Source organism: Acinetobacter sp. PC34, from assembly GCF_051789135.1.
Classification (GTDB): domain Bacteria; phylum Pseudomonadota; class Gammaproteobacteria; order Pseudomonadales; family Moraxellaceae; genus Acinetobacter; species Acinetobacter johnsonii.
Genome location: NZ_CP196664.1, coordinates 1271518 through 1295679 on the forward strand (window position 1 = coordinate 1271518; position 24162 = coordinate 1295679).

Genomic DNA, 24162 nt, shown 5'->3' on the forward strand with positions numbered 1-24162 from the left:
GAAAAATAAATGAAGATTCAAGGGAAGGTTTTTGTCGTCACGGGTGGAGCATCGGGTTTAGGTGCAGCAACAGCACGTCATTTGATTGAACAAGGTGCGAAAGTCATTTTGGTGGATATGAACCAAGCTTTAGGTGAAGAGCTACAGCGTGAGTTGGGTGAAAATGCTCAGTTTAAAAGCCTCGATGTTACTGATGAGCACGCTGTGCAAAGTTTCTTCCAAGAAGTCGAGGCTGAATATGGGCAATTGAATGGTTTGGTGAACTGCGCAGGTGTAGCGCCTTCAGCCAAAGTGTTGGGTCGTGATGGTATTCATGAGCTGGCGTTATTCCAAAAAGTATTAAACATCAATGTCTCAGGTACTTTTAATATGCTGCGTTTTGCTGCGCAGTTAATCGCGAAATATGAACCTCAAGCCGGTGAAGAAGAACGCGGAGTGATTGTGAATACAGCTTCGGTTGCAGCCTATGACGGACAAATTGGCCAGACCGCTTATGCAGCCTCTAAGGGCGCTGTGGTTTCAATGACTTTACCGCTGGCACGTGAACTAGCACGTGAGAAAATTCGAGTGATGACCATTGCTCCAGGCATTATGGAAACGCCAATGTTGAAGGCGATGCCGCAAAATGTACAAGATGCGTTGGGTGAAATGGTGCCATTTCCGAAGCGGTTGGCAAAACCTCAAGAGTTTGCTCAGCTTGTGGGGCATATTTTTGAAAATAGCTATTTGAATGGTGAAGTGATTCGTTTAGATGGCGCGATTCGTATGCAGCCTAAATAATCTATTTTGACTTGTGATCTTTGAGTTTATGACGGAGTCTTTGCTTCGATAAGTAAGGGCTTCTTATAACCTTCGGTTCGACCTACTTTTCTTTCGGGAAAAGTAGGCAAAACCATCTCCATTCGCAAAACCTGTTTTATTAAATTTACAGACTACTTTCTCGCAGAAACATTATCTTTTGAAAGGCTTTCAGGTTGCGAATGGGTCGCCGTGTATCAAATATTTATTAAATTTAATAACCTGAATAGAGAAGGGATACTCCATGCTTTTAAATGAAGAACAAAAAATGGTTCAGGATATGCTGCGTAGTTATTCGCAGGAAAAACTGAAACCAACTGCAGCTGAACGTGACAAAACCGCACAGTTTCCTGCGCAAGAACTTAAAGAGCTGGGTGAGTTAGGTGCTTTGGGTATAACTGTTTCACCTGAGTGGGGTGGTGCAGGCTTAGATTATATTTCACTGGTGGTGGCACTTGAGGAAATTGCAGCAGGTGATGGTGCTATTTCGACCATTGTCAGTGTGCAAAACTCACTGCCGTGTGGCATTACCCAGCGTTATGGAACTGATGAGCAAAAGCAGAAATATTTAAGCAAGCTTGCCACAGGTGAGTGGTTAGGGTGCTTTTGTCTCACTGAACCACAAGCAGGCTCAGATGCTGGAGCGTTGGAATGCAAGGCCGTTCGTGAGGGCGATGAATGGGTGCTGAATGGAACTAAACAATTCATTACCACAGGTAAGCATGCTCAAGTCGCTTTGGTTTTCGCAGTCACAGACAAAGCTGCGGGGAAGAAAGGCATTTCTTGCTTTTTAGTCCCAACCGATACCGAAGGCTATATTGTCTCTCGTATAGAAGAAAAGATGGGGCAGCACTGTTCGGATACGGCAACCATTGTTTTGGAGAACTGCCGCATTCCTGCTGATCATTTGCTAGGTGCTGAAGGCGAAGGTTATAAAATTGCGCTTTCAAATTTGGAGTCGGGACGCATTGGTATTGCTGCGCAATCAGTGGGCATGGCTCGCGCCGCTTTAGATGCTGCGGTTGAATATGCCAATGACCGTAAAGCCTTTGGTGTTGAAATTGTACAACATCAGGCAGTTGCTTTTCGTTTAGCCGATATGGCGACGCAAATTGAAGCTGCACGTCAGTTAATTTTCCATGCAGCCACTTTGAAGGATGCAGGATTGCCGTGTTTAAAAGAAGCCTCTATGGCCAAACTGTTTGCCTCAACCATGGCGGAGCGTGTTTGTTCTGATGCGATTCAAATTCATGGTGGCTATGGCTATGTTTCAGATTTTCCTGTTGAACGAATTTATCGGGACGTCCGTGTGAGCCAGATTTATGAAGGAGCGTCTGATATCCAGCGTCTTGTCATTGCACGTGAAGTCACCAAGGTTTAAGTCGACTTAGTTTTAGACCTTGGTCGATGTTCAAAGCCTGCATTTTCATTGAGGGATTTGGAAATTGTAGGCGCATTTAAAACATGGTTATCTAGGTACAGCGGTTAAGTACAGTCATTAAATAGAGCAACTGAACCGCTCTAAGTTTTCAAATAATATGGGACTGACAATGAGGTCAGTTCAATGCTTAAAACGATAAAGAATATGGACGGCCAAAGTGGATTTGGTCTTAAAAAATGGATAATGCGAGGTTGTCGTGATGAAGACATTAGAACAAGCCCATCAAGAATTTAACTATGATCAACTGGTTCAAGAACAACTGGTAGGCCAACCCAATGCAGTGAATGCTTATATTGAGTGCTGTCAGCGCTATGTCGGGCTGCAAAAAACAGCACTCATTTGGGAAGGAAAAAATGGCGAGTCAGAGCAATGGAGTTTTGAACAGCTCGATGTTGCCTCAGCTCAGTTGGCAAATTATTTTAAAAGTAGTGGGATTCAAGTGGGTGACTGTATCGCAGGGCTGTTACCGCGTACGCCTGAGCTGTTGATTACGATTTTAGCCACATGGCGGATCGGTGCGATTTATCAGCCTTTGTTTACTGCTTTTGAGTCGAAGGCGATTGAACATCGAGTGTTAACTGCAAACACCAAATTGATTGTAACCAATGCAGAGCAACGTCCAAAGCTAAATCATGTTGAAGTCAAACATATCCTGACTGTGAATGCAGGAACAAACTTAACTAGCAATGAAGCTGATTTTTGGCAGGAAGCAGAACAACATTCCGATCAATGTGAAGCTGTTTTACGTAGCTTTGATGATGATTTCCTGATGATGTTTACCTCAGGCACCACCGGTTTGGCGAAATCCGTGCCTGTTCCTTTAAAAGCAGTTTTGGCTTTTAAGGGCTATATGCAACATGCAGTCGATTTAAGAGAAGACGATTCATTTTGGAATTTAGCTGATCCGGGTTGGGCTTATGGGTTGTACTATGGCATTACAGGACCGCTCAGCTTGGGGCATAGCATCATTATGGATGAGCGCGCATTTAGCGTCGATCATGCGGTTGAAGTCATTAAAAAGTATCGCATCAGTAATTTAACAGGTTCGCCTACAGCTTTTCGGATGTTCTTTGGTTTTAAAGAAAAGTTTGATCCTTCCATTAAAACCCACCTACGTGCTGTTAGTAGTGCGGGTGAGCCTTTGACCCCAGAAGTGATTCATTGGTTCAATAATGATCTGAATGTCAACATTTATGACCAATATGGACAAACTGAGTTGGGCATGGTGATTGCCAACCATCATGCACTGGAGCATGAGAAAAAAGTCGGCTCGGCAGGCTTTGCTAACCCCGGACACCGCTTTGCTGTACTTGATGCGAACCACCAAGAAGTGAAGTACGGCGAAATTGGAACGTTGGCGATAGACTTTAGACAGTCACCACTGACATGGTTTAAGGGCTATGGTGGCAATAATCGTAAGTCCTTTGTGGGGCAGTATTATTTAACAGGTGATACGGTCAAGCTGAATGAAATTGGAGGTATCGACTTTATAGGTCGTGCTGACGATGTCATTACAACGTCAGGCTATCGAGTCGGGCCTTTTGATGTCGAAAGTACCTTACTTGAGTGTGCGGAAGTACTCGAGTCAGCTGTGATTGGTAAGCCTGATCCAGAGCGCACTGAAGTGGTGAAAGCTTTTGTGGTACTAAAGCCACAGTACCAAGCCTCTAAAGAGTTGGATAGCAAACTCCAAGCCTATGTGCGTTCACGTTTATCTAAACATGCGTATCCGAAAGAAATTGAGTTTGTTGAAAGCTTGCCAAAAACGTCGAGTGGAAAAATTCAACGTAATTTGCTGAAACAGCAAGAAGTGGCAAAGATGCAAACTTTACAAGCTGCCATTTAATTTACAAATAAAAGGGTCTTAAAGAAAAAGCCAGTCAGTTCTAAATAGACTGGCTTTTTCTTTTAACCGTTTATAGTGGTATGTGATTTGTGGAACACCGCTCGAAATATAGCTAGAGATATAAATAGCCTAAGTAAATTAAAATAGGCAACTAGTATGATTCAATCTCCATTACTTAAAAATGATAAAGTTGAGTCATCTAAAGCACATAGCATTTATTGAATTTGTGCATAGCTAACCTTGGTTTCATGGGTATAATTCGCCATCAACATTTTCTTTAGCAAAAGGCTGAATCATGGACGAGTTAGATGAAAGTCTAGAACTCAGTAATGCTGAAATGCATCTCTATAGCCGCCAAATTTTATTGGACGGATGGGATATAGAGGCACAAGAAAAACTCAAGTTGGCCAACGTCCTCATTGTGGGTTGTGGAGGCATCGGTTGTTTGACTGCGGAGTTACTGGCACGTGCTGGCGTAGGGAAAATCACTCTGATTGATGCAGATACGATCGAAGTAAGCAATCTACAAAGACAGATTGCCTATGTAGAAAACAATGTCGGTTTCTATAAAGCAGAGGTTTTGGCCCAGCGTTTAAAGCAGATCAATCCCTATATTCAAGTCCATACGCATACTGTAAAACTTGATACAGCCAATGCAGCCAGTTTAATTGCAGGTCAAGACTTAGTCCTTGATGGTTGTGATAATTTTACGACACGGTATTTGGTCAATCAGCAGTGTAAAGTGAGCAATGTTCCACTCATCAGTGCATCTGCCATTGGTTTTCAAGGGCAACTGTTTATGGTGGAAGGTGAGTCTGCTTGTTATGAATGTCTGTTCCCGAAAGAAGAACATGCGAATGAAAGCCTACGCTGTGCAGATTCGGGCGTTTTAGCTACCACCCCAAATGTAATGGCCAGTCTTCAAGCGCATCATACACTTTTATATTTGGGTTTAAATGTGACTGCACTCAAACAACGCTTGTTACTTTGGGATGGCTTAAGTATGAAACAACGTTTGCTTGCTTTCGAAAAAGATACAGATTGTCCCGTTTGTCAGGCAAGATAAGCCTACAATTTTTTCATTCTTTGATACACTCAATACAATTTATTTTTGACCGATATTATGAAAAACAATATCTTTTTAGATGGACTGCGTTCTGTTGCCCGCGTTGGGGAAACAGCAGTCATTGCAGCGCGTGCGGGTATTAAGTACGCCACTGAAAAACCAAGTAATGCCAAATTGATGCGTGAAACCTTTGAGTCTCTGGGCTCAACCTATATCAAGTTGGGTCAGTTTATTGCGAGTACACCTTCACTTTTTCCACGTGAATATGTTGAAGAGTTTCAGGGCTGTTTAGACCAAACTCCATCTTTACCGTTTAGTTATGTACAGGGGGTTTTGGCGTCTGAGTTTGAAGGCCGAAACCTGTCTGAGATTTTTGCATCGATTGATGAAACACCTTTAGCTTCAGCGTCTATTGCCCAAGTCCATGCTGCAAAGCTGGTGACGGGTGAAGATGTAGTGATTAAAGTACAAAAGCCGGGTGTAGAAACCATTCTCTATACCGACTTAAATGTTTTGCACTGGGCAACCAAGGTTTTAGAAAAAGCAGTGCCTAAAGTCAAATTTGCATCGCTTGCAGACATTGTGGAAGAAATTAAAACCCGCATGGTTCGAGAAGTCGATTTTATTGAAGAAGCCAGTAATCTGGATGACTTTGTGAACTATCTCAATATCACGCAAAACCATAAGGCGATGGCACCTAAAGTTTATCATCAATATTCGACTCGCCGTGTGCTCACCATGCAGCGTCTTTACGGCGTGCCATTAACTGATTTTGAAGTGGTTAAAAAGCGCTGTAAAGATCCTTCACAAGTCCTGATAACTGCCATGAATACATGGTTTGGTAGTCTAATGATGTGTAATAGCTTCCATGCTGACTTACATGCTGGAAACCTAATGCTGCTTGATGATGGTCGTGTGGGTTTTATTGATTTCGGCATTGTGGGACAGTTGAAACCTGAAGTATGGACAGCTTGTATCGCCTTTATGGATGCCTTACAAAAAACGGATTATGCACTCATGGCGGAAAACATGCTGAAAATGGGCATGACCGCAGTGCAGATTGATACTCAGGTGTTGGCCGCAGATCTTGAGCGTTTATTTAGTGGTGTGTTGTTGGCAGATCCGCAAGAATTGCTGAGTTCAAATCCAGCAGATTTGAATGACATCATGATGGATATGGTTGCAGTAGGTGAGCGTCACGGTATTCGCTTCCCACGTGATTTTGCCCTGTTATTTAAACAGATGCTGTATTTCGATCGTTTCATGCGCATCCTTGCACCGTATACCGACATCTATGCTGACCAGCGTTTGCAAATGGTGCAAACTATGGATCCAAATGTGTTGTTAAAAAACTAAGTTCTTTGGAAGCACACTCACCAAAAAAACCTTTCAGTCCTTCTTTTAAAAGAGGGACTGAAAAACGCTTTCCTGTTTAAGCGGTGAGAAACATGGTTTCGCAAGGCAGGGATTAAAAGTCAAAATCTGTTAAAGGTAATAATGTGGACGCAATTATCATTGAAGGCTTAAAAGTTGAAACAGTGGTTGGCTGTTTTAACTGGGAACGTCAGATTATTCAGCCTTTAATGTTGGATATGATTATTCAAACAGATTTGGAACAAGCTTCAAACTCAGATGACTTAGACCATACCTTAAATTATGCTGAAATTTGTGAAATTGCAGCAAAGGTCATTCAAGATGCTAAGCCTGAGCTGATTGAACATGCGGCAAAATTGGTCATCAACGCACTTTTTTCTACCTTTCATGCGATTGAATCGATTAATATTACCATCCGTAAGCCTGCCATTATCGCGCAAGCAAATTCTGTAGGAATTCGTCTTGAACGCCACCGAAACAATTTTCGCCCTAGCTCTGGCGAGTAATAATAATCCCAAGCAACATTTTTTATATGCCTCTGAGCAACTTGCTAAAATTGGGCAACTACATTTTTCGAATATTTATTTAATTCCATGCCGCGATGGGGTTGGGGCAGATTATTGGAATGCAGCCTGTTTGCTGAAATCGTCTTTGTCGGTTGCCGATATTTCGGTATTGCTGAAAAATATGGAAGCCACATCTGGGCGTATTCGCCCATCGCATCAGATTTCACTAGATGTCGATTTGATTGCATGGGGGAGTGACTTAGAACATATGCAGTTCAATCCCAAAAAATTACCTTTAGCTTTAGACGTTAAAATTCCAATGTTTGATGTGTGGAAGGATGCTGCATTTCAGCATCAAACACATGCATTTCCAACGGTGAGCTGCTTGGAAGCCAAGTAACATATCGAAGTGTGATTGACACTTGAACTGGCTTAACATACTTATAAAATATAATTCGCAGAGAGCTATTTTCATGAAAATACAAATTTTGAGTGCTCTTTCTTTAGCAGTGTTTTTAGCGGGCTGTCATTCAACTCCGTCCAAAACGACAGCGACACCTGCTATGGATATAACGAGTGTATCTCAAACGACTGAAAAACAAGGGTTAAAACTAGCTGTTCATGCCTATACCCAAGATCAATCGGATTATCAAACTAGCCTATATGATTTAAATCAAGATGGTATCGATGATGCCGTGGTGTTGTTAAGTGGGATGGAGTGGTGTGGTTCAGGTGGCTGTACGTTGTTGGTCTTTAAAGGTCTTGCAAATGGAAGTTTTCAACCGCATAGCAAAATGACTGTGTCATCTACACCGATTTATGCCTTAAGTACCCAAACCCAAGGTTGGCGTGATTTGTCGGTTTATACCCGTGGTTTAGGACAGGTCATACTGAAGTACAATGGGAAAAGCTATCCATCTAACCCATCACTGGCGTCAAAATATACGGCGAATTTAAAGCAAGCGGGTAATACCTTATTACTGCCGATAGCAGCGGAATAAGCAAATTGGAGTAAATAAAAAAGCAGTGGTTATTCCACTGCTTTTTTATTGGGCTACATCATGTTTGTTTAAATAAAATAACTGGTCTTGGTCATGAGTTTTGAAATAGCCGTCATGGTGATTTTGACAGGAATCGGTAAATCGACACCGCCAGCATTCAGTGCTGTATCACGGTGGTGTAATTCATCTTCATTCATTTGCACAAGGATATTACGTGAACGGTCATCTTGAGCTGGGAGTTGGCTGATGTGATGCTGTAAATGTAGGCTCACTTGGCGTTCAGTTTCTGCAACAAAACCTAAGCTATATTTATCACCTGCAATGCCTGCAATTGCACCCATACCAAAGGATAAGCCGTACCAAATTGGATTGAGCAGACTGGTATGGCTGTCTAGCTCTTTTAAGCGGTCTTCACACCATGCAAGATGGTCTTGTTCTTCAATCGCAGCTTGTTCCATTTCACGGCGTACATTTGGCAGTTTTGCTGTTAAAGCTTGCCCATGATAAAGCGCTTGCGCGCACACTTCACCACTATGGTTGACCCGCATTAAACCTGCAACATGACGCGCTTCACTCACGGCGAGTCGGGTTTCGACCGCCTTGCCTGGGTTTTCACGTTGAGCAGACGTTGTGCCCGGAACTAAGCTACGCAGGGCTTGATCAAAAGAATTGATAAATTTATCGATGCCAGTGTAATGACGCATAACTTTAGTCCTCTAACTCAGGTTGTACAGTTTTTAGCATGGGTTTGAGTCGATATAACAACCACAGCGTAAAGCCCGCACTTAATACAGCAGTAATGCTGAAAAGTATTTTAATATCAATCTTCAAAACACTTAAAATGATAATCGAAAATATAGCAGAAGACACCATAAACACCGCATTTAATATATTGTTTGCGGCAACCACACGTGCACGGTGTGAACGCGGTGAATAGGCTTGCATCATGGCGTATAGCGGCACAATATAAAAACCGCCACTGATGCCGAGCAAGGTCACCGCAAGCATGACATGGTAGTAAATTGCACCGTGGTTAAACATATCCGCAACATTCATCATCGCGCCTGTACGTTCAGGTACAAAAGCTAGACTCAAAGCCAAGTAAAAGGCAAATAGGGTGAGTCCAATCGCACCGATTGGCACCATTTTAATATTCACTTCAGAGCCACCAATTCTACGACATAGCAGTGAGCCGACCCCAATCCCGACAGAAAAGAACGTGAGTAAAAGACTGACGACATTTTCTGATGCATGTAAGTTTTGTTGAGTCAGCTGTGGAATTTGGGTGAGATAGGTTGCACCGTAAAACCAATACCACGAATTCCCCAGTAAAATCATAAAGATGAGGGGGAGGCTTTTGGCATATTTGAGTGTTTGAAAACTGGTTCTAAAGAAATTCCAATCAATTTTTAAGTCGGGTGAGCTGACTTGCTGTTTTAAGATAAATCGGCTGGAGAGATAACCCAAAATGGCAATGATAACGACAGTCAGGCTGATCCAAATAAGATTGCCTTGAGAAACCGAAATGACTGCGCCACCCAAAATCATCCCGATTAAAATAGCAATGGAGGTACCCGACTGAAATAGTGCATTACCTGACATGAGTTCATTCGGTTTTAGAATCTCAGGTAAAATGGCGTATTTAATGGGGCCAAAGAAGGTGGAGTGTGTGCCCATCATAAATAGAGCCAAGAGCAGTAGCCATAAATTGCCCAACAAGAAACCCGCGGAACCGATGAGCATAATCACAATTTCTAGAACTTTGATGCCACGAATAAGTTGTGAGCGCTCAAACTTATCGGCAATTTGTCCTGCGGTTGCAGAAAAAATGAAGTAAGGCAAAATAAATAACAGTGCGGCTAAATTATTTAAGGTACTTACATCTGCAGCTTGTTGATTAATCCATCCATAAGTAATGACTAAAAGCAAAGCTTGTTTATAGACATTGTCGTTTAAAGCACCAAAAAATTGGGTAATAAACATGGGAAGAAAACGACGGGTACTTAATAGATGTTCATTGTTTTTCATGCTTTTTGCGCTGTATTAAGTTTTATTAAGAAATGTGACTAATTGCTCAAACGTTCAATAAAATCATGTAAGATATTTAAAACCTGAAATTGGGTAAAATAATCAATAGATTTCAGTTCTTTTGTGACAATTCATTAGAGCAAATCCATAACGATTAAATAAATTTAGAGTTTTCTATGCTTGCCAAAACACAATTTAAAAAGTCGACTCTTTCATTGAGTATGAATTCTTTCATACCGTGGCATCATAACAATAAATATTTGTGTCTGAGTATCTTTTTAACGCTTTTGTCACAAGCGGCTTTGGCTGAAACCCCCGTTGCGATTGAACCAAGTAACGTACAAGTCGAGCCACAAAATTCTACAGAATTCACTGAAGACATTAAAAAAGAAGCGATTCGTCAAGGTATGGGTAGCGCGGACGAATTAAAAAAAGTTGAAAATTCTGTAGTTCAGCCCACGGTTCCAGACAGTATGCAAATGTTGCAACAGCAACAGACGGCTTTAAAAAATTTACCTGAATTTGCACCGATTGAGTTTGATGATCTTGAGGACTTGCCAACTGTACAAGTTGATCAAGGCATGGCCAATGATATTTATCAGGTGGCTGAGCAAGCGAAAGCAGAAGCTCAAGCTTACCGAAGTGGTCAAACGACAGAGTTGGTGCTAAGCGATGCAACTCAACAGGAAATGGCGGAAATTAATCAAGCTCCAGTCAATGTTGATCAACTGATGCAAAGCATTCAAGCAGACAGTAAAATTTCAGTAGAAGCCAACACTGAAGGGAATACCTTAGATTTTGGCATGAGTGCTGAAGAGCAAATTGCCAAAGAACCCAATTTCTTTAAGCGCATGCTTTATAAAATTCGACCACCAAGAGCATTAGATACTGCAAAAGTGCCGCGAATCAATGCAGATGTTGAAATCATCAATGCGAAATATGAAGGCGAGATATCCAATAAAGCGTATCAGGCTGCTTTGGTCAATTTAAAAGAAAATATTGAAGGCAAGGTTTCGAGCTTTACTGAAGAATCTTTTGAAGACTTTCCTTCAGCACTGCCACAGTTGCGGACACTTTCCAACCAAGCTGCTCAAGCCGTCGGGTTTTATAATGCTGAGTTTAAGTTTGAAAAAACCAGCAGTAATCGTGTGCGCATTCAAGTGGTACCGAATAACCCTGTGCGGATTGAAGAACAAAACATCGAGTTTAGTGGTGCAGGTCAGTACTTACCGCAGTTCCAAGTGATTAAAGTCTTACCAGAGCAAGATGTCGGTGATGTATTACACCATGGTTTATATGAGTCGACCAAAGCACGAATTAATGAAGCTGCTAGCAATAATGGTTTCTTTGATAGTTACTGGCGTTTACATGATGTGAAAGTTGAACAGCCGCAAAATACGGCAGACATTAACTTACGTTATGAAACAGGTGAACGTTATAAACTCGGCGGTGTTGAGTTTGTGATGAGCGACCCAAGCAAACCACTGCCTATTGATTTAGATGTTTTACAAAGTTTAGTGACTTGGGAGCCTGGGGCGGATTATACTTTTTGGCGTGTTAATGGTTTGGCTAATAATTTGACCAACTCACGTTACTTTAACTACAGCTTGGTAGATGCTGTTCGACCTGATCCTGTAGAAAGGGTTCGTGAGTTACCCCCTGATTTACAGCAGTTGGTCGATGACCAACAACTTTCTCGTCAGGATGTTCTGGTTCAAGAAAAACAGGAAGTTGTTTCAAGCCGTGAAGTGACGCAGTCTGTGGTAAGTGAAGCACAGTTTGCTGGTGTCAATGATGCCGAGCAAAATCAAGCACAATTAGAGCTTCGCAGCGCACAAGAAACCAAAAAAAGTGAAGAAGAACGTTTAAAACTTGAAGCTCGAGAAACAAAAGTGATCCCTGTCAAAGTCACTTTAAACGCGGACCAGTTAAATAGTGTAGAAGTCGGTGCTGGTTATGGTAGTGACTCAGGTGCACGCTTACGTACACAGTATCGCCGTGCGATTGTGAATCAACGTGGTCACTCTTTTGATGCCAACTTAGAACTTTCAGAAATTCGACAGGCTATTGATGGTCGCTATAATATTCCCTATAAGCATCCACTAAATGATTATATCAGTCTCGTAGGTGGCTATGAGCGTGAAGAACGAGATGACATCGGACAAGGCGTAAACTTACTCACGGAGTCTGCTGTTGCCGGGGCTGATCGTGTTATTAAAAACCCAATGGGAAATTGGCAACATACTTATGGTGTACGTTACCGTTTAGATCGATTGACGCAAAAGGGTTCAGCGAATGTAGATGATTTGCCGGATGCATTTATTGCAAATAATGACCCTGAGCAAGAGTCGCTTTTATTGGGTTATGAAATTTCTAGAATCGATAGCGATAAACGTGTAAACCCAAGTAAGGGAATTAAACAAACTTATAAAATTGAACTTGGAAGCGAAAGCCTACTTTCAGATGCAGATATGGCCATCGTAAATGCGGGTTGGCGCTTTATCTATTCATTGGGTGAAAATGACAACCATCAGTTTGTCGGACGTGGTGATCTCGGTTATATCTTTACTGAAGACTTTAATAAAGTTCCTTATAACTTACGTTATTTCACGGGTGGAGACCAAGGCATTCGTGGTTTTGACTACAAGAGTTTGTCACCTGTGGTCGATGGTTTTAAAGTGGGTGGTCAGGCCTTGGCTGTTGGCTCCATGGAATACAATTACCAATTTAAAGAAGGCTGGCGTGCGGCAGTATTCAGCGACTTTGGTAATGCTTATGATACAGATTTTAGCAATGACACCGAATACAGTGTCGGTCTTGGTGTGCGCTGGGCATCGCCGATAGGCCCGATTCGTATAGATGTAGCTTCAGGAATTTCTGATGATAGTCATCCGATACGTGTGCATTTCTTTATTGGCTCATTATTATAAAATTTAACACTTTTTGGGAAGACTATGGCTGAAGTAGAACAGCAGCAAGAACCAACACCACCTACGCCGCTTGCCAAACAGCGACGTATTTTTAGAAGTGTCCTTTTGACGCTGTTGTTGACGCTCATCTTGTTGGTGATATCGCTTGCAGTCATGTTTTCTACCGATAAAGGCAGTAAGTTCTTACTTGACCAAGTTTTACAACGCCAGCAGATTATCCAATATGAATATGAAGGCGGTAATCTGTGGAAAGGCATTATCCTTAAAAATGTGGTGGTCACCTTAAAACCTGTTGATGTCAAAATTGACCGTGCCGATGTGGTTTTAGGCTGGCGCGCCATCTTAGATAAAGAGATTCATCTACGTGAAGCTGATGTGCGCAATTTGCGCATCATTACCAAAGGTGAACCGAGTGATGAACCCTTTAAGTTCAGCGAAATTAAATTACCCTTTGTTTTACGTTTAGATACAGCAGATGTTGATCATTTAAATATCCGTACCGCATCCGATGCCCAAGTAGATTTTTATGATGTGCATTTAAATAATGCCCTCTGGTCGGGGACAGAACTTGAGTTTGAAGACTCTCGTATGGACATGGGCTATTTAGCAGTTCGTAATGCAACTGGGAAAATGAAATTCTCAGGGAAATATCCACTTGAGGCGACTGCTATAGCCAACCTACCGGCACTGCGTGATAGTTTAAATGTGCATGATATTGCTGTACATGCAACAGGAACACTGGACACCATCCAAGCGGGTTTTGCAACGCGGACGCCTGACCTGTTGACAGGTTGGGCCATTTTGCACCCTGTACGTAAGCATGTACCGATGCAAGGTCAGCTTAAATTTAATCATTACAACTTACCACTCCTGACCGATTACAAACTCTATGCTGAAAAAGGCGTTGCTAAATTTTCAGGTGATATCGAACGTTTAAATATTGACTTAAATACAGATCTGAGTGGTAAAGATATTCCAAAAGGTCAATATACTGCTTTGATGCATACCGATTTGGTTCATCAACTTGATATTGATAACCTAAATGCTCAGTTAATGAAAGGTTCGGTCAATCTGGGTGGTGTGGTGAGTTGGGAAGATCATGTCACATGGGATGTACAAGGTCGTTTAGATAAAATCAATCCTAAAGATGATGTACTGCCACAAGTGGTTTCTGACTTTCTACCGCCAAGTTTGGATGCAAAAATTGCATCTAAAGGCACGCTTGAAAAAGGCTTATACTTAACCGCAAATTTAGACTTTGATCGTTATGAAGCATGGCATCTCGCACTAGACCAAAACCCAGAGAAAAATAACAAAGTCCAGCCAATGTTGATGGATGTCTCTTGGAAAAATATTGACCGCGCCATGCCTTATATCGGTTGGTTAAGTAGTGCTTCAGGGGATGTAAAACTGGCGTTGGTTGAAGGTCAGCAAGATATTCATGTTGCTACTGTTGTGAGTAAACACGAAAACGCAACTTTACCTGCGGGTAATTACCTCGCACAGTTAAATTTTAAAAATAATAATTTAAATGTGCCGAGTTTTAGTTATGTAGCAGGTAAGGGAAGCTTAAGTGGTAATGCTGTGGTTGAGCTGCCAGATGAGAAACGTCAACTGAAGTGGAAAGCCGCTTTAAATGCGAAAGATTTTAACCCGCAAATGGTTGCCGAAGCTTCACCAGTTAATCTATTGAATGGAAAGCTCCAAGCAAGTGGCTATGCCAAACCGAATCAGCAAATCATTCAGCTACAGGGCATTGATCTGACTGGAAAACTGGTGGGCAATAATGAAACGGTTCACTTAACTGGTCAGTCAACCGCGGCACTCCTGTTTAATGATGAAAAAGCTGGTGGTGCTTTCAAAGGCTATGCAGTGAACTACGATGGCGCTTTAAAAGCCAGCCAGTTTGAAGCCAGTCAGGGTGCGTTAAACCTAAAACTTTCAGGAACGCCTGAGTTTATTAAAGTAACTGAGCTGAAACACAATGGTGTGGCAGGTCAAATTAATGCCAGTGGTTTGGTACATTTTATTCACGGTATCACTTGGGATGTGAATGCAGCATTCATTCGTTTTAAACCACAATATTTTGCATCTAGTGTTAAAGGCGAATTGTCTGGTGTAGTGAAAACCAAAGGCACATGGTCGGATGCTTTAAAACGCATTAACATTGAAAGCTTAAACCTAGCGGGTACACTGAACAATAAGCCAGTCCGTGGTACAGGTAATTTAGCTTTGGTGCTCAACTCCAGTGAAAAGGGCTTTTTACCGCAACAGTTTGAAGCGAATAACCTACTGTTGGCTTATGCCAAAAACCAAGTGCAAGCAACGGGTAATGCACAAAACCTAAGACTGAATATTAATGCGCCTGCACTGTATGAAATTTATGCGGGCTTACGTGGCCGTGCTTACGGCTATTTAAATATCCAATCTCAACCGCGTTTAAGGGCTACCGCAAACTTAGCAGTGGATAATTTTGGCTTTAAAGATCTGATTGATATGCGTAAATTACGCATTGTCGGGCAATTGCCGACATCGGAAACAACGCCGTCATTATTGACTGCAAAAATGGAAAGCTTAAGAAGTGGTAATCGTGAAATTCAACAAGGTGAAATTTCACTGGCAGGTATTCGTAAAGCCCATTTATTAAAAGTTTCTGCACAAAACGAAAAGTCGAAATTTTATGTGCAATTGGCAGGTGGTTTTAATGCGCAAAATGATTGGTTAGGCCAGATCCAAAAAGGTGATTTTGACTCTTTGCGTGCACGGTTGGTACAGCGCCAAAGTGCAGCCGTGGTCTATAACAGTGCCAAAGCAGATTTGTTGATTGGTGCGCATTGTTGGATGAGTCAACAAAGTCAGTTGTGTTTTGACCAGCCGATTCGAGTCAGTAAAACACGTGGCAATATTTCATTCTTGACTCAAAACCTCGACCTAAACGACTTTGCTGCCTTTATGCCTGAAGGGTTAGCAATTACAGGTAAGTTAAATGGTCATGCTAAAGCGGTTTGGGCACAAGGGTCTAAACCGAAAATTGATGCACGTTTAGTTACTCGAAATGGTGTGATTGGCTTGGCGGCTGATGACCCACAAGACATGGGTTCAACCTTAAAATACGAACAAGTGGCTTTGGTTGCCAAAAGCATCGCAGAAGGGTTACAAATTCGTTTGGATGTCAAAACGCCTGAAATTGGCGTGGGCTATGCCAATGTCGTTATTGATCCGTATCGAGACAACATGCCTATGCGTGGTGAAATTGCATTTGATCAGGTGCAACTCAAAGTCTTTAAACCGTTCATTGCTGATGTACGTTCGATGGGCGGAACACTTTCATATGCAGGTAAAATTAATGGAACGCTAAAAGCACCACTACTTACAGGCGATGTTCGTCTGAAAGACGGTTCAATTAGTATGATCTCACTGCCAGTCAATTTGACCAATATTCAGTTGTATTCCGCTATACGCCAAGACCAAGCCACCATTAATGGTGCTTTTAACAGTGGTCGTGGTGTAGGCACACTTACAGGGGTAGTAGATTGGAAAAATGATCCACGCATTCAGCTTCAGTTGAATGGAGAAAATTTACTGATTCGCCAAGCACCATTAATTACCGCGCTAGTGACACCAAAAATCACACTGGATGTTTTACCATTGAGTAAGAAGTTGACCTTAAACGGTGAAATTCAAGTTCCTCGTGCCTTGATTTCGATGCCTGAAGCATCTGTACCTGTGGTGAATGTATCATCTGATGTACGCGTGGTCAGAGAAGGTCAAAACCAATTAGCGATTTTAAATAGCGCAAAACCTTGGGATATTCGTGCCGATGTGATGGTCGGATTAGGTAATCAAGTTTTCTTCCAAGGGTTTAATAGCCGTATTCCATTGTTAGGGCGTTTATATCTATCGCAGCGTGGTGCTGAAACCGCAATGCGTGCCAATGGTGCAATTGGGGTAAGTCAGAAAGTTAAAATTGAAGCTTATGGACAGAGTTTGGATTTAAACCGTGCCATTGCACGTTTTAACGGTGTGTTGAGCAACCCAACACTGGATGTTGATGCAAATAAAAATGTACAAGGCAGTACGGTGGGTTTCCGTGTAACGGGTACAGCAACATCACCCAATATTCAAGTCTATAACGATGCAGGGCTTTCTGAGCAAGAGGCTTTGAATGCATTAATTACAGGTCGTATTAACGAAGGTACAACGGGTTTAAGTCAAACGGAAGGCTTTAAGTCAGATGTCAACAACACCATTGCTGCCGCAGGGATCAGTTTAGGTTTAGGCGGTACACGCGCTTTTACGAACCAAATTGGACGTACTTTTGGCTTAAGTGGTTTGGCGTTGGATGCGCAAGGTACAGGGGATGACACACAAGTCAGTCTGACGGGGTATATTACACCTGACTTATATATTCGTTATGGTGTGGGTGTCTTTACACCAGTCAATAAACTGACTCTGCGTTATCAAATGAACAAACGTATGTACTTAGAGGCGAGTCAGTCATTAGAGCGTGCCATCGACGTCTTTTATAACTGGAAGTTCTAAAGCCAGCCTCCTGCTAAATAAAGCCTCCATCATGTAGGCTTTATTTTTAGGGGTTAAAAAAAGCTTAATCTGCCATTTGATAAAACTCTTTATTTGATAGATGAAGAAAACCTATGAATAACAGACACTAGATACTTAAAATCAATTAAACCATAATGAAAGTAGGTGTATAGTAAATGGACTTGCTAAATTTAGAGTGATGATCCTTATGCCGATCAATTTTGTAATACGCTTTGCAGCGATTTTATTTTCAGTTTTAATTTTAGTGGCGCTTGCTATTCGGTTCTTCTTTGATCCGCACTATACCGTGGTCTTTTGGATCTTTGCCATGCCGTTTATTTTAGGTACTCCAATTTTAGCATCTGTAGTTTTAGCGAAAAATGAAGAGCTTGATATTCACTCAGTCAATTAAAAATGACGTAAAAATACAGCTTTTCAATATAAAAAAGCCCGTCAAGTGATGGGCTTTTTTATGCAATCTTAAATTTTGCAAAACTCGCACAGTTTTTTAAAAATATATTTGCTATGTTGATCTTTTATTTAAAGAAATATTTTTTATGAAAAAAATCTTAATGCTTGGATTAATGGTTGCTGCTATTTCGGGTTGTAGTACTGTGCAAAAGAATGAAACTGAAAAGCCAACTTTGGGGATGGCTAATCCTGCCAGTACGTACTGTGTTGAACAGGGTGGTAAATTAGAGATTCGAAAAGAGGCCAATGGTGAAGTAGGCTATTGCCATTTACCGAATGGTCAAATCATTGAAGAATGGGCACTTTTCCGTGCTAGTCAAAGCAAATGTGTTGCTGAGCAAGCAACATCCTTGATTGGTCAGTCAAATTTAACTGAAGCACAGATTAAGCAAAAAACCAGTGCGAAGATGGTCCGCTTAGTACAACCAGGGCAGCCTGTGACTATGGATTATCGCGAAGACCGTGTGACAGTAACAGTCGATCCGAAAACCAATAAAGTGGTTCAAGCAAGCTGCGGTTAATTTTTCTAAGAATAAAAGCCCGAATTTGGGCTTTTATTCTATTTAAAGTGGGTAATGGTTCTTCATTTGAAAAAGTTTGATTATGATAGGGCGAATAGGAGAGTTGTAATGAAAAAGTTATTCGCTTTGGCTGCTGTGATTGCACTGGTGGGTTGTGCTGAAAAAAAACCGCTAACACCAGAAGAGCAATGGCATGGCTATTGTAAAAGTATTGGTAATGCGGCACGTTCAATTATGTTAGACCGCCAAAATGCCATTGAAAAAGAGAAAGCGATTGAGCATGCCAATAAAGTTGAAGACGAAATGACCAAGGCATTTGCGTTAGAAATTATTGAAGATGTTTATGCTTTACCTGAGGCTGAAATTAAATCCGATATTGAAGGTGCGCGTGAAAAAATTCGTGTGAAATATACTGAAAAATGTATTGCAACACCGCATACCGAAATGCCAGATTACAAACCGTTCTAAGGAACGGTTTTTTTATTTTTTGGATGGAACTTTTTGTGACAAAACTCTAAATCATATATATAGCAAAGCATATAAAAATAAAGAATAATGAACATAGAATAAAAAATGAGAGGAGCAGAAAATGGAAGTTGTTGGCTATTTAAATCACGCTGATTTACTCTTGGAAGATGAAAATGGTGTGGCCGTAATTGGCGGTGGTCATTATGTCCTTAGCTTGGGTGACCATGTATACTTCAAACACGCACTTGACCATGAACCTACACGAATTTCAGTACAAATTTCTTTTGCAAGCTCTGCACATCAAAATTTGCATGAGGATGAAATTCAGATGAAATTTGAAGGCTGTCGTGAAAGTTTCAAACAATATATTCAAGCCACAACAGTACACTAAGGTTGAATATTGATATTGCGTAAAAAGAGGCAACATAGGTTGCCTTTTTTGTTTTTAAATGGCAGTTCAAAGTTAATGTGAAACAATTCCAAACGATCTGACTATATTGCTGTTTTTATGTCCAATCGATATGAACATCATTTAGTTAGAAAATAATGGGCATCACGAAGAAACACTTGTAGCGCATTAACTTTTAACTGGAATTTTAGTAAAATTAAGCAGTCCATATTATTTACGTAGCTTTATTTAAAGCAGGAATACGTAAATAATTTTTTAAAAAAGAGGAATAACACCGTGCTAGAAGCTTACCGCCAACACGTTGCAGAACGTGCCGCACTCGGAGTCCCACCGAAGCCACTTGACGATGCTCAAACAGCTGCATTAGTTGAATTATTAAAAAACCCACCAGCTGGCGAAGAAGCATTTTTAGTTGATTTACTAGAAAACCGTGTTCCAGCGGGTGTTGACCAAGCTGCATATGTTAAAGCTGCATTCTTAGCTGCTTTGGCTAAAGGCGAGGCGACTTCACCATTAGTTTCTAAAGAACGTGCGGTTTACTTACTAGGCACTATGCTTGGTGGTTATAACGTTGCTCCTTTAGTTGCTCTTCTTGATGATGCTGCACTTGCTGAATTAGCGGCTGAAGCATTGAAGAAAACGCTTCTTGTATTTGATGCGTTCCATGACGTTGCAGATAAAGCAAAAGCGGGTAACGCGAATGCACAAGCGGTTATGCAATCTTGGGCTGATGCTGAATGGTTCACTAGCCGTAAAGATGTTCCAACTGAAATCAAACTGACTGTTTTCAAAGTAACTGGCGAAACCAACACTGATGACTTGTCACCTGCACAAGACGCATGGAGCCGTCCAGACATTCCATTGCACGCAAATGCAATGTTGAAAAACGTACGTGACGGTATCAACCCAGAAGTTCCTGGTGAAGTTGGTCCATTAAACCAAATCAAAGACTTAATCGCGAAAGGCAACCAAGTTGCTTACGTAGGTGACGTTGTTGGTACAGGTTCAAGCCGTAAATCAGCAACTAACTCTGTACTTTGGTTCTTCGGTGACGAAATTGCTCACATCCCGAACAAAAAAGACGGTGGTTACTGCTTAGGTTCTAAAATTGCTCCGATTTTCTTCAACACAATGGAAGATGCTGGCGCGTTGCCAATCGAGATTGATGTTGCAAACATGAACATGGGCGATGAAATCGTTCTTAACATTGATCATGCTGCTGCAAAAGTTACTGCAACTAAAGACGGCGCAGTCATTGCTGAAGCTGAACTTAAAACTCCAGTGCTTCTAGACGAAGTACGTGCGGGTGGTCGTATCAACTTAATCGTTGGTCGTGGTTTGACGACTAAAGCGCGTGAAGCTCTTGGTCTTGCTCCATCGACTTTATTCCGTGCTCCAGTTCAACCTGCTGCTACTGGCAAAGGTTTTACTCAAGCACAGAAAATGGTTGGTCGCGCATGTGGTCTTCCTGAAGGTCAAGGCGTACTTCCAGGTACTTACTGTGAACCTAAAATGACGACTGTTGGTTCGCAAGATACCACTGGTCCAATGACGCGTGACGAATTGAAAGACTTGGCTTGCCTAGGTTTCTCTGCTGACCTTGTTATGCAATCTTTCTGTCACACAGCTGCGTATCCAAAACCAGTTGACGTTCAAATGCAACACTCGCTTCCTGATTTCATCATGAACCGTGGCGGTGTGTCTTTACGTCCAGGTGACGGTATTATTCACTCTTGGTTAAACCGTATGCTTCTTCCAGATACAGTTGGTACTGGTGGTGACTCACATACGCGTTTCCCAATTGGTATTTCATTCCCAGCAGGTTCTGGTCTTGTAGCCTTCGCTGCTGCGACTGGTGTTATGCCATTAGACATGCCTGAATCTGTACTTGTTAAGTTCAAAGGTAAAATGCAACCTGGTATCACACTACGTGACCTTGTACATGCAATTCCTTACGTTGCGATTCAGCAAGGTGACTTAACTGTAGAGAAGAAAGGTAAGAAAAACATCTTCTCTGGTCGTATCCTTGAGATCGACTTAACAGAAATGGAAACAGACCTTACTGTTGAGCAAGCATTCGAACTTTCTGATGCATCTGCTGAACGTTCTGCTGCGGGTTGTTCTATTACGCTTTCTGAAGAGAAAGTTGCTGAATACCTCAAATCAAACATCACAATGTTGAAGTGGATGATTTCTGAAGGTTATGGCGATGCGCGTACTATGGCTCGTCGTGTTGAGAACATGGAAAAATGGTTAGCGAACCCATCACTTCTTAAAGCTGATGCTGATGCTGAATACACGAAAGTGTATGAAATTGACCTTGCGACAATTACTGAACCAGTTCTTTGCTGCCCGAATGACCCAGATGATGCGAAATTGCTTTCTGATGTTCAAGGCGTGAAAATTGACGAAGTATTCGTTGGTTCATGTATGACAAACATCGGTCACTTCCGCGCAACTGGTAAGTTGCTTGAGAAAGTTCCTGGTGGCGTACTTTCAACTCGTTTGTGGATTGCTCCACCTACGCGTATGGACGAACGTCAATTGATGGAAGAAGGTTTCTACAATACTTATGGTAAAGCTGGCGCACGTACTGAAATGCCAGGTTGTTCATTATGTATGGGTAACCAAGCACGTGTAGCTCCGAACACTACTTGTGTATCGACTTCTACTCGTAACTTCCCGAACCGTTTAGGTCAAGGTGCGAACGTTTACTTAGCTTCTGCTGAACTTGCTTCTGTTGCTGCTGTACTTGGTAAATTACCAACTCCAGAAGAATATCAACAGTATGCAGCTCAAATTGATAGCATGTCTGCTGACATCTACCAATACTTAAGCTTCGACAAAATGGGCGACTATACTGACGCTGCTGCGAATGTTGATACCAAGAAAATTGCTGCTGCTCAATTGACTTAATTGATTGATAATTAAGTTTAAATGAGTTAAAAATAAGGGCTGATTTATCAGCCCTTATTTTTTGGATTATAAAATGGATAAACCAAATATTTTTAAATATGCTACAAAAGAATTATCGCAAGATGCTTTTATTTTTTGGCTATTAGATCATGCAAATCCTAAATATGAGAATGTAAATCAAGCTTTAAAAAATTGTGCTTTGAGTTTAATATCAGAATTTTTTAAATTGGAAAATAAAAAAATACCTGAAAAAATTGAACAGTTCAGTCTTTCCAAACAATACAAAAATATTGATATCTTACTTAAAATAAACAATTTTTCTATTATTATTGAAGATAAAACTGGAACCCAATCACATGGAGATCAGCTAACTAGATATCGAAATATTATTGCCTCAGAGGTAGGTGAGGAAAATGTTTTAGCTATATTTTTTAAAACACACGATCAATCTAATTATAAAAAAGAAATAGACGATGGGTTTAAGATTTTTTCTAGAGATAAATTAATTTCAGTTTTAAATATTTATGAGAATGTGCTCAGTGATATTTTTAATGATTTTAAAGACTATATAAATTCAATTGAAAATGAAGTTAACGCATTTGTTCATAAAGAGAAATGGAATCATAAAAATTGGATCGGATTTTTCAAGTATTTGCAAAAAGAGTTGAATCGAGGTAATTGGGGATATGTTCCTAATCAAAATGGTGGGTTCATGGGGTATTGGTGGGCATTTCAAAAAAATGAATTTTGTACACAGTATTTGCAAATTCAAGAAGAAGATCTAGTGTTAAAAATTAATAGTAACAAAGAAGAAAATGACAAAAAATTTAGAAATATTTGTTACAAGCATTATTTAGCTAAAGCTAAGGAGGATGGTTTAAGTTTTGAAAAACCAACCCGATTTGGTAAAGGTGAAACAATGACGATTTTAACAACTAAGTATCTTATTAGAGATGAAAGTTCAGAATTAATAGATATCGAAAGTACTCTTGAGAAACTGAAGAGGTACACTCAATTTATTGAAACTAATTCTTTAAGTCCTGCACAGTTTGTTGATTAAATGAAATAGGCATCTCTTGATATTACAACATGAGGTCATTTGTGTATTGCTTATGACTTCAATCTTTCAGTTGAATATTCACTTTGATAGATTGATATTTCTTTTTATAGATATTGTTTGTTCCACTTTACAGTCCATCTAATAAATCGTTTAATCCACGAATTGTTAAATGATTTAAAAAGTTGAAGTACACAAATGGCTAAACAATCCCGATTTCTCTGTATAGGTGGTTTCCTCAATGGGACACAAGTCAAAGACCAAGGCGATAGCTTTATCTGTGTGGAAAATGGTAAACAAGTGACCTATCGAAAAATGGAAATTTTCCATCAAGACTCGTGGGATCAAGACTACTACGTGTGTGAAACGACAACAGACCAACAAGCCAAAAATTGGGTCTATGACATCGAGTAAGTCGTCGATAAGACCATGAGTTAAAAATAGACCAAAATACACTTGGTCTATTTTTTTGTTGTCATATTTATAATTATAAAAAATTAGAGCATTATAAATAGCGATTGTTTGTTTTTCACTCAGTTTTTCTGTGAAAAGGAACGTATATCGGCAATACAAATATCTTAAATCTAAATTAAAGATGTATTTGCTAATGATAATTAGTATCACTTGCGTTATTTTTTGTTTATAATTTTTCGAAATGGATTGATATGTAATGACTCAAACCACTGAGATGTTCGAAAAGGATTTTACGAATCTTAGTACTTGTGATGCTACAAAGGTGCTTGTTTTACTTAAGCATAGTAGGTAGGTGCGCACTTTAAAATTATCAA

General features: G+C 40.8%; 19 protein-coding genes. 17 read left to right on the forward strand and 2 right to left on the reverse strand.

Translation table 11 applies throughout. The features are described from left to right. Positions 1-9: 9 nt before the first annotated feature. The 8 genes from ACSC9N_RS06215 to ACSC9N_RS06250 all read left to right on the forward strand — a co-directional run bounded on the left by ACSC9N_RS06215 (position 10) and on the right by ACSC9N_RS06250 (position 8032). Positions 10-780, forward strand: a complete 771-nt coding sequence (locus ACSC9N_RS06215) for a 3-hydroxyacyl-CoA dehydrogenase (RefSeq protein ID WP_010327020.1) — start codon at positions 10-12, stop codon at positions 778-780. A 262-nt stretch (positions 781-1042) separates the two neighbouring features. Beyond that, the gene (locus ACSC9N_RS06220) at positions 1043-2179 is read left to right on the forward strand and encodes an acyl-CoA dehydrogenase family protein (protein WP_010327019.1); all 1137 of its coding nucleotides are present in this window, start codon (positions 1043-1045) and stop codon (positions 2177-2179) included. Between the two features lie 259 nt (positions 2180-2438). Beyond that, a complete protein-coding gene (locus ACSC9N_RS06225) occupies positions 2439-4085 on the forward strand; it encodes an AMP-binding protein (RefSeq protein ID WP_010327018.1) in 1647 nt (548 codons plus the stop codon). A 295-nt stretch (positions 4086-4380) separates the two neighbouring features. Next, complete coding sequence (locus ACSC9N_RS06230) at positions 4381-5151, forward strand: HesA/MoeB/ThiF family protein (RefSeq protein ID WP_010327017.1); 771 nt, start codon at positions 4381-4383, stop codon at positions 5149-5151. A gap of 57 nt (positions 5152-5208) precedes the next feature. Beyond that, the gene (locus ACSC9N_RS06235) at positions 5209-6507 is read left to right on the forward strand and encodes an ABC1 kinase family protein (RefSeq protein ID WP_005400705.1); all 1299 of its coding nucleotides are present in this window, start codon (positions 5209-5211) and stop codon (positions 6505-6507) included. A gap of 143 nt (positions 6508-6650) precedes the next feature. Further along, complete coding sequence (folB, locus tag ACSC9N_RS06240; RefSeq protein WP_005400706.1) at positions 6651-7031, forward strand: dihydroneopterin aldolase; 381 nt, start codon at positions 6651-6653, stop codon at positions 7029-7031. Continuing rightward, complete coding sequence (locus ACSC9N_RS06245; protein WP_062033036.1) at positions 6988-7431, forward strand: 2-amino-4-hydroxy-6-hydroxymethyldihydropteridine diphosphokinase; 444 nt, start codon at positions 6988-6990, stop codon at positions 7429-7431. Before folB ends, ACSC9N_RS06245 begins: the two co-directional genes overlap by 44 nt. Positions 7432-7594: 163 nt before the next feature. Continuing rightward, complete coding sequence (locus ACSC9N_RS06250) at positions 7595-8032, forward strand: hypothetical protein (protein ID WP_094148206.1); 438 nt, start codon at positions 7595-7597, stop codon at positions 8030-8032. Between the two features lie 68 nt (positions 8033-8100). On the opposite strand, the gene coq7 is transcribed toward ACSC9N_RS06250, so the two are convergent. Further along, on the reverse strand, positions 8101-8736 hold the full coding sequence (gene coq7, locus ACSC9N_RS06255) for a 2-polyprenyl-3-methyl-6-methoxy-1,4-benzoquinone monooxygenase (RefSeq protein WP_094148159.1): 636 nt from the start codon (positions 8734-8736) through the stop codon (positions 8101-8103). Between the two features lie 4 nt (positions 8737-8740). Next, on the reverse strand, positions 8741-10060 hold the full coding sequence (locus tag ACSC9N_RS06260) for an MFS transporter (RefSeq protein ID WP_094148160.1): 1320 nt from the start codon (positions 10058-10060) through the stop codon (positions 8741-8743). Between the two features lie 176 nt (positions 10061-10236). Here ACSC9N_RS06260 and ACSC9N_RS06265 point away from each other — a divergent pair, with 176 nt between their 5' ends. From ACSC9N_RS06265 to ACSC9N_RS06305, 9 genes are all read left to right on the forward strand, one after another. Further along, positions 10237-12990, forward strand: a complete 2754-nt coding sequence (locus ACSC9N_RS06265; RefSeq protein WP_094148161.1) for an autotransporter assembly complex protein TamA — start codon at positions 10237-10239, stop codon at positions 12988-12990. A 24-nt stretch (positions 12991-13014) separates the two neighbouring features. Beyond that, entirely contained in the window at positions 13015-17532 is a 4518-nt protein-coding gene (locus ACSC9N_RS06270; RefSeq protein ID WP_094148162.1) for a translocation/assembly module TamB domain-containing protein, read from the forward strand. A gap of 208 nt (positions 17533-17740) precedes the next feature. Further along, the gene (locus ACSC9N_RS06275; protein ID WP_094148163.1) at positions 17741-17944 is read left to right on the forward strand and encodes a hypothetical protein; all 204 of its coding nucleotides are present in this window, start codon (positions 17741-17743) and stop codon (positions 17942-17944) included. A gap of 145 nt (positions 17945-18089) precedes the next feature. Then, complete coding sequence (locus tag ACSC9N_RS06280; protein WP_094148164.1) at positions 18090-18524, forward strand: I78 family peptidase inhibitor; 435 nt, start codon at positions 18090-18092, stop codon at positions 18522-18524. A gap of 108 nt (positions 18525-18632) precedes the next feature. After that, complete coding sequence (locus ACSC9N_RS06285) at positions 18633-18992, forward strand: hypothetical protein (protein WP_094148165.1); 360 nt, start codon at positions 18633-18635, stop codon at positions 18990-18992. Positions 18993-19113: 121 nt separating this feature from the next. Next, positions 19114-19383, forward strand: coding sequence for a hypothetical protein (locus ACSC9N_RS06290; protein ID WP_004696516.1), 270 nt, complete (start codon positions 19114-19116; stop codon positions 19381-19383). A gap of 294 nt (positions 19384-19677) precedes the next feature. Beyond that, positions 19678-22317: a bifunctional aconitate hydratase 2/2-methylisocitrate dehydratase gene (locus tag ACSC9N_RS06295; RefSeq protein WP_094148166.1), complete on the forward strand. Its 2640-nt coding sequence runs from the start codon at positions 19678-19680 to the stop codon at positions 22315-22317. A 73-nt stretch (positions 22318-22390) separates the two neighbouring features. Further along, positions 22391-23377 carry a PD-(D/E)XK nuclease family protein gene (locus ACSC9N_RS06300; protein WP_094148167.1) on the forward strand — a complete coding sequence of 329 codons (987 nt, stop codon included), beginning with the start codon at positions 22391-22393 and terminating at the stop codon, positions 23375-23377. Between the two features lie 195 nt (positions 23378-23572). After that, positions 23573-23788 (forward strand): hypothetical protein, encoded by a 216-nt coding sequence (locus tag ACSC9N_RS06305; RefSeq protein ID WP_094148168.1) that lies wholly within the window; start codon positions 23573-23575, stop codon positions 23786-23788. Positions 23789-24162 lie beyond the last annotated feature (374 nt).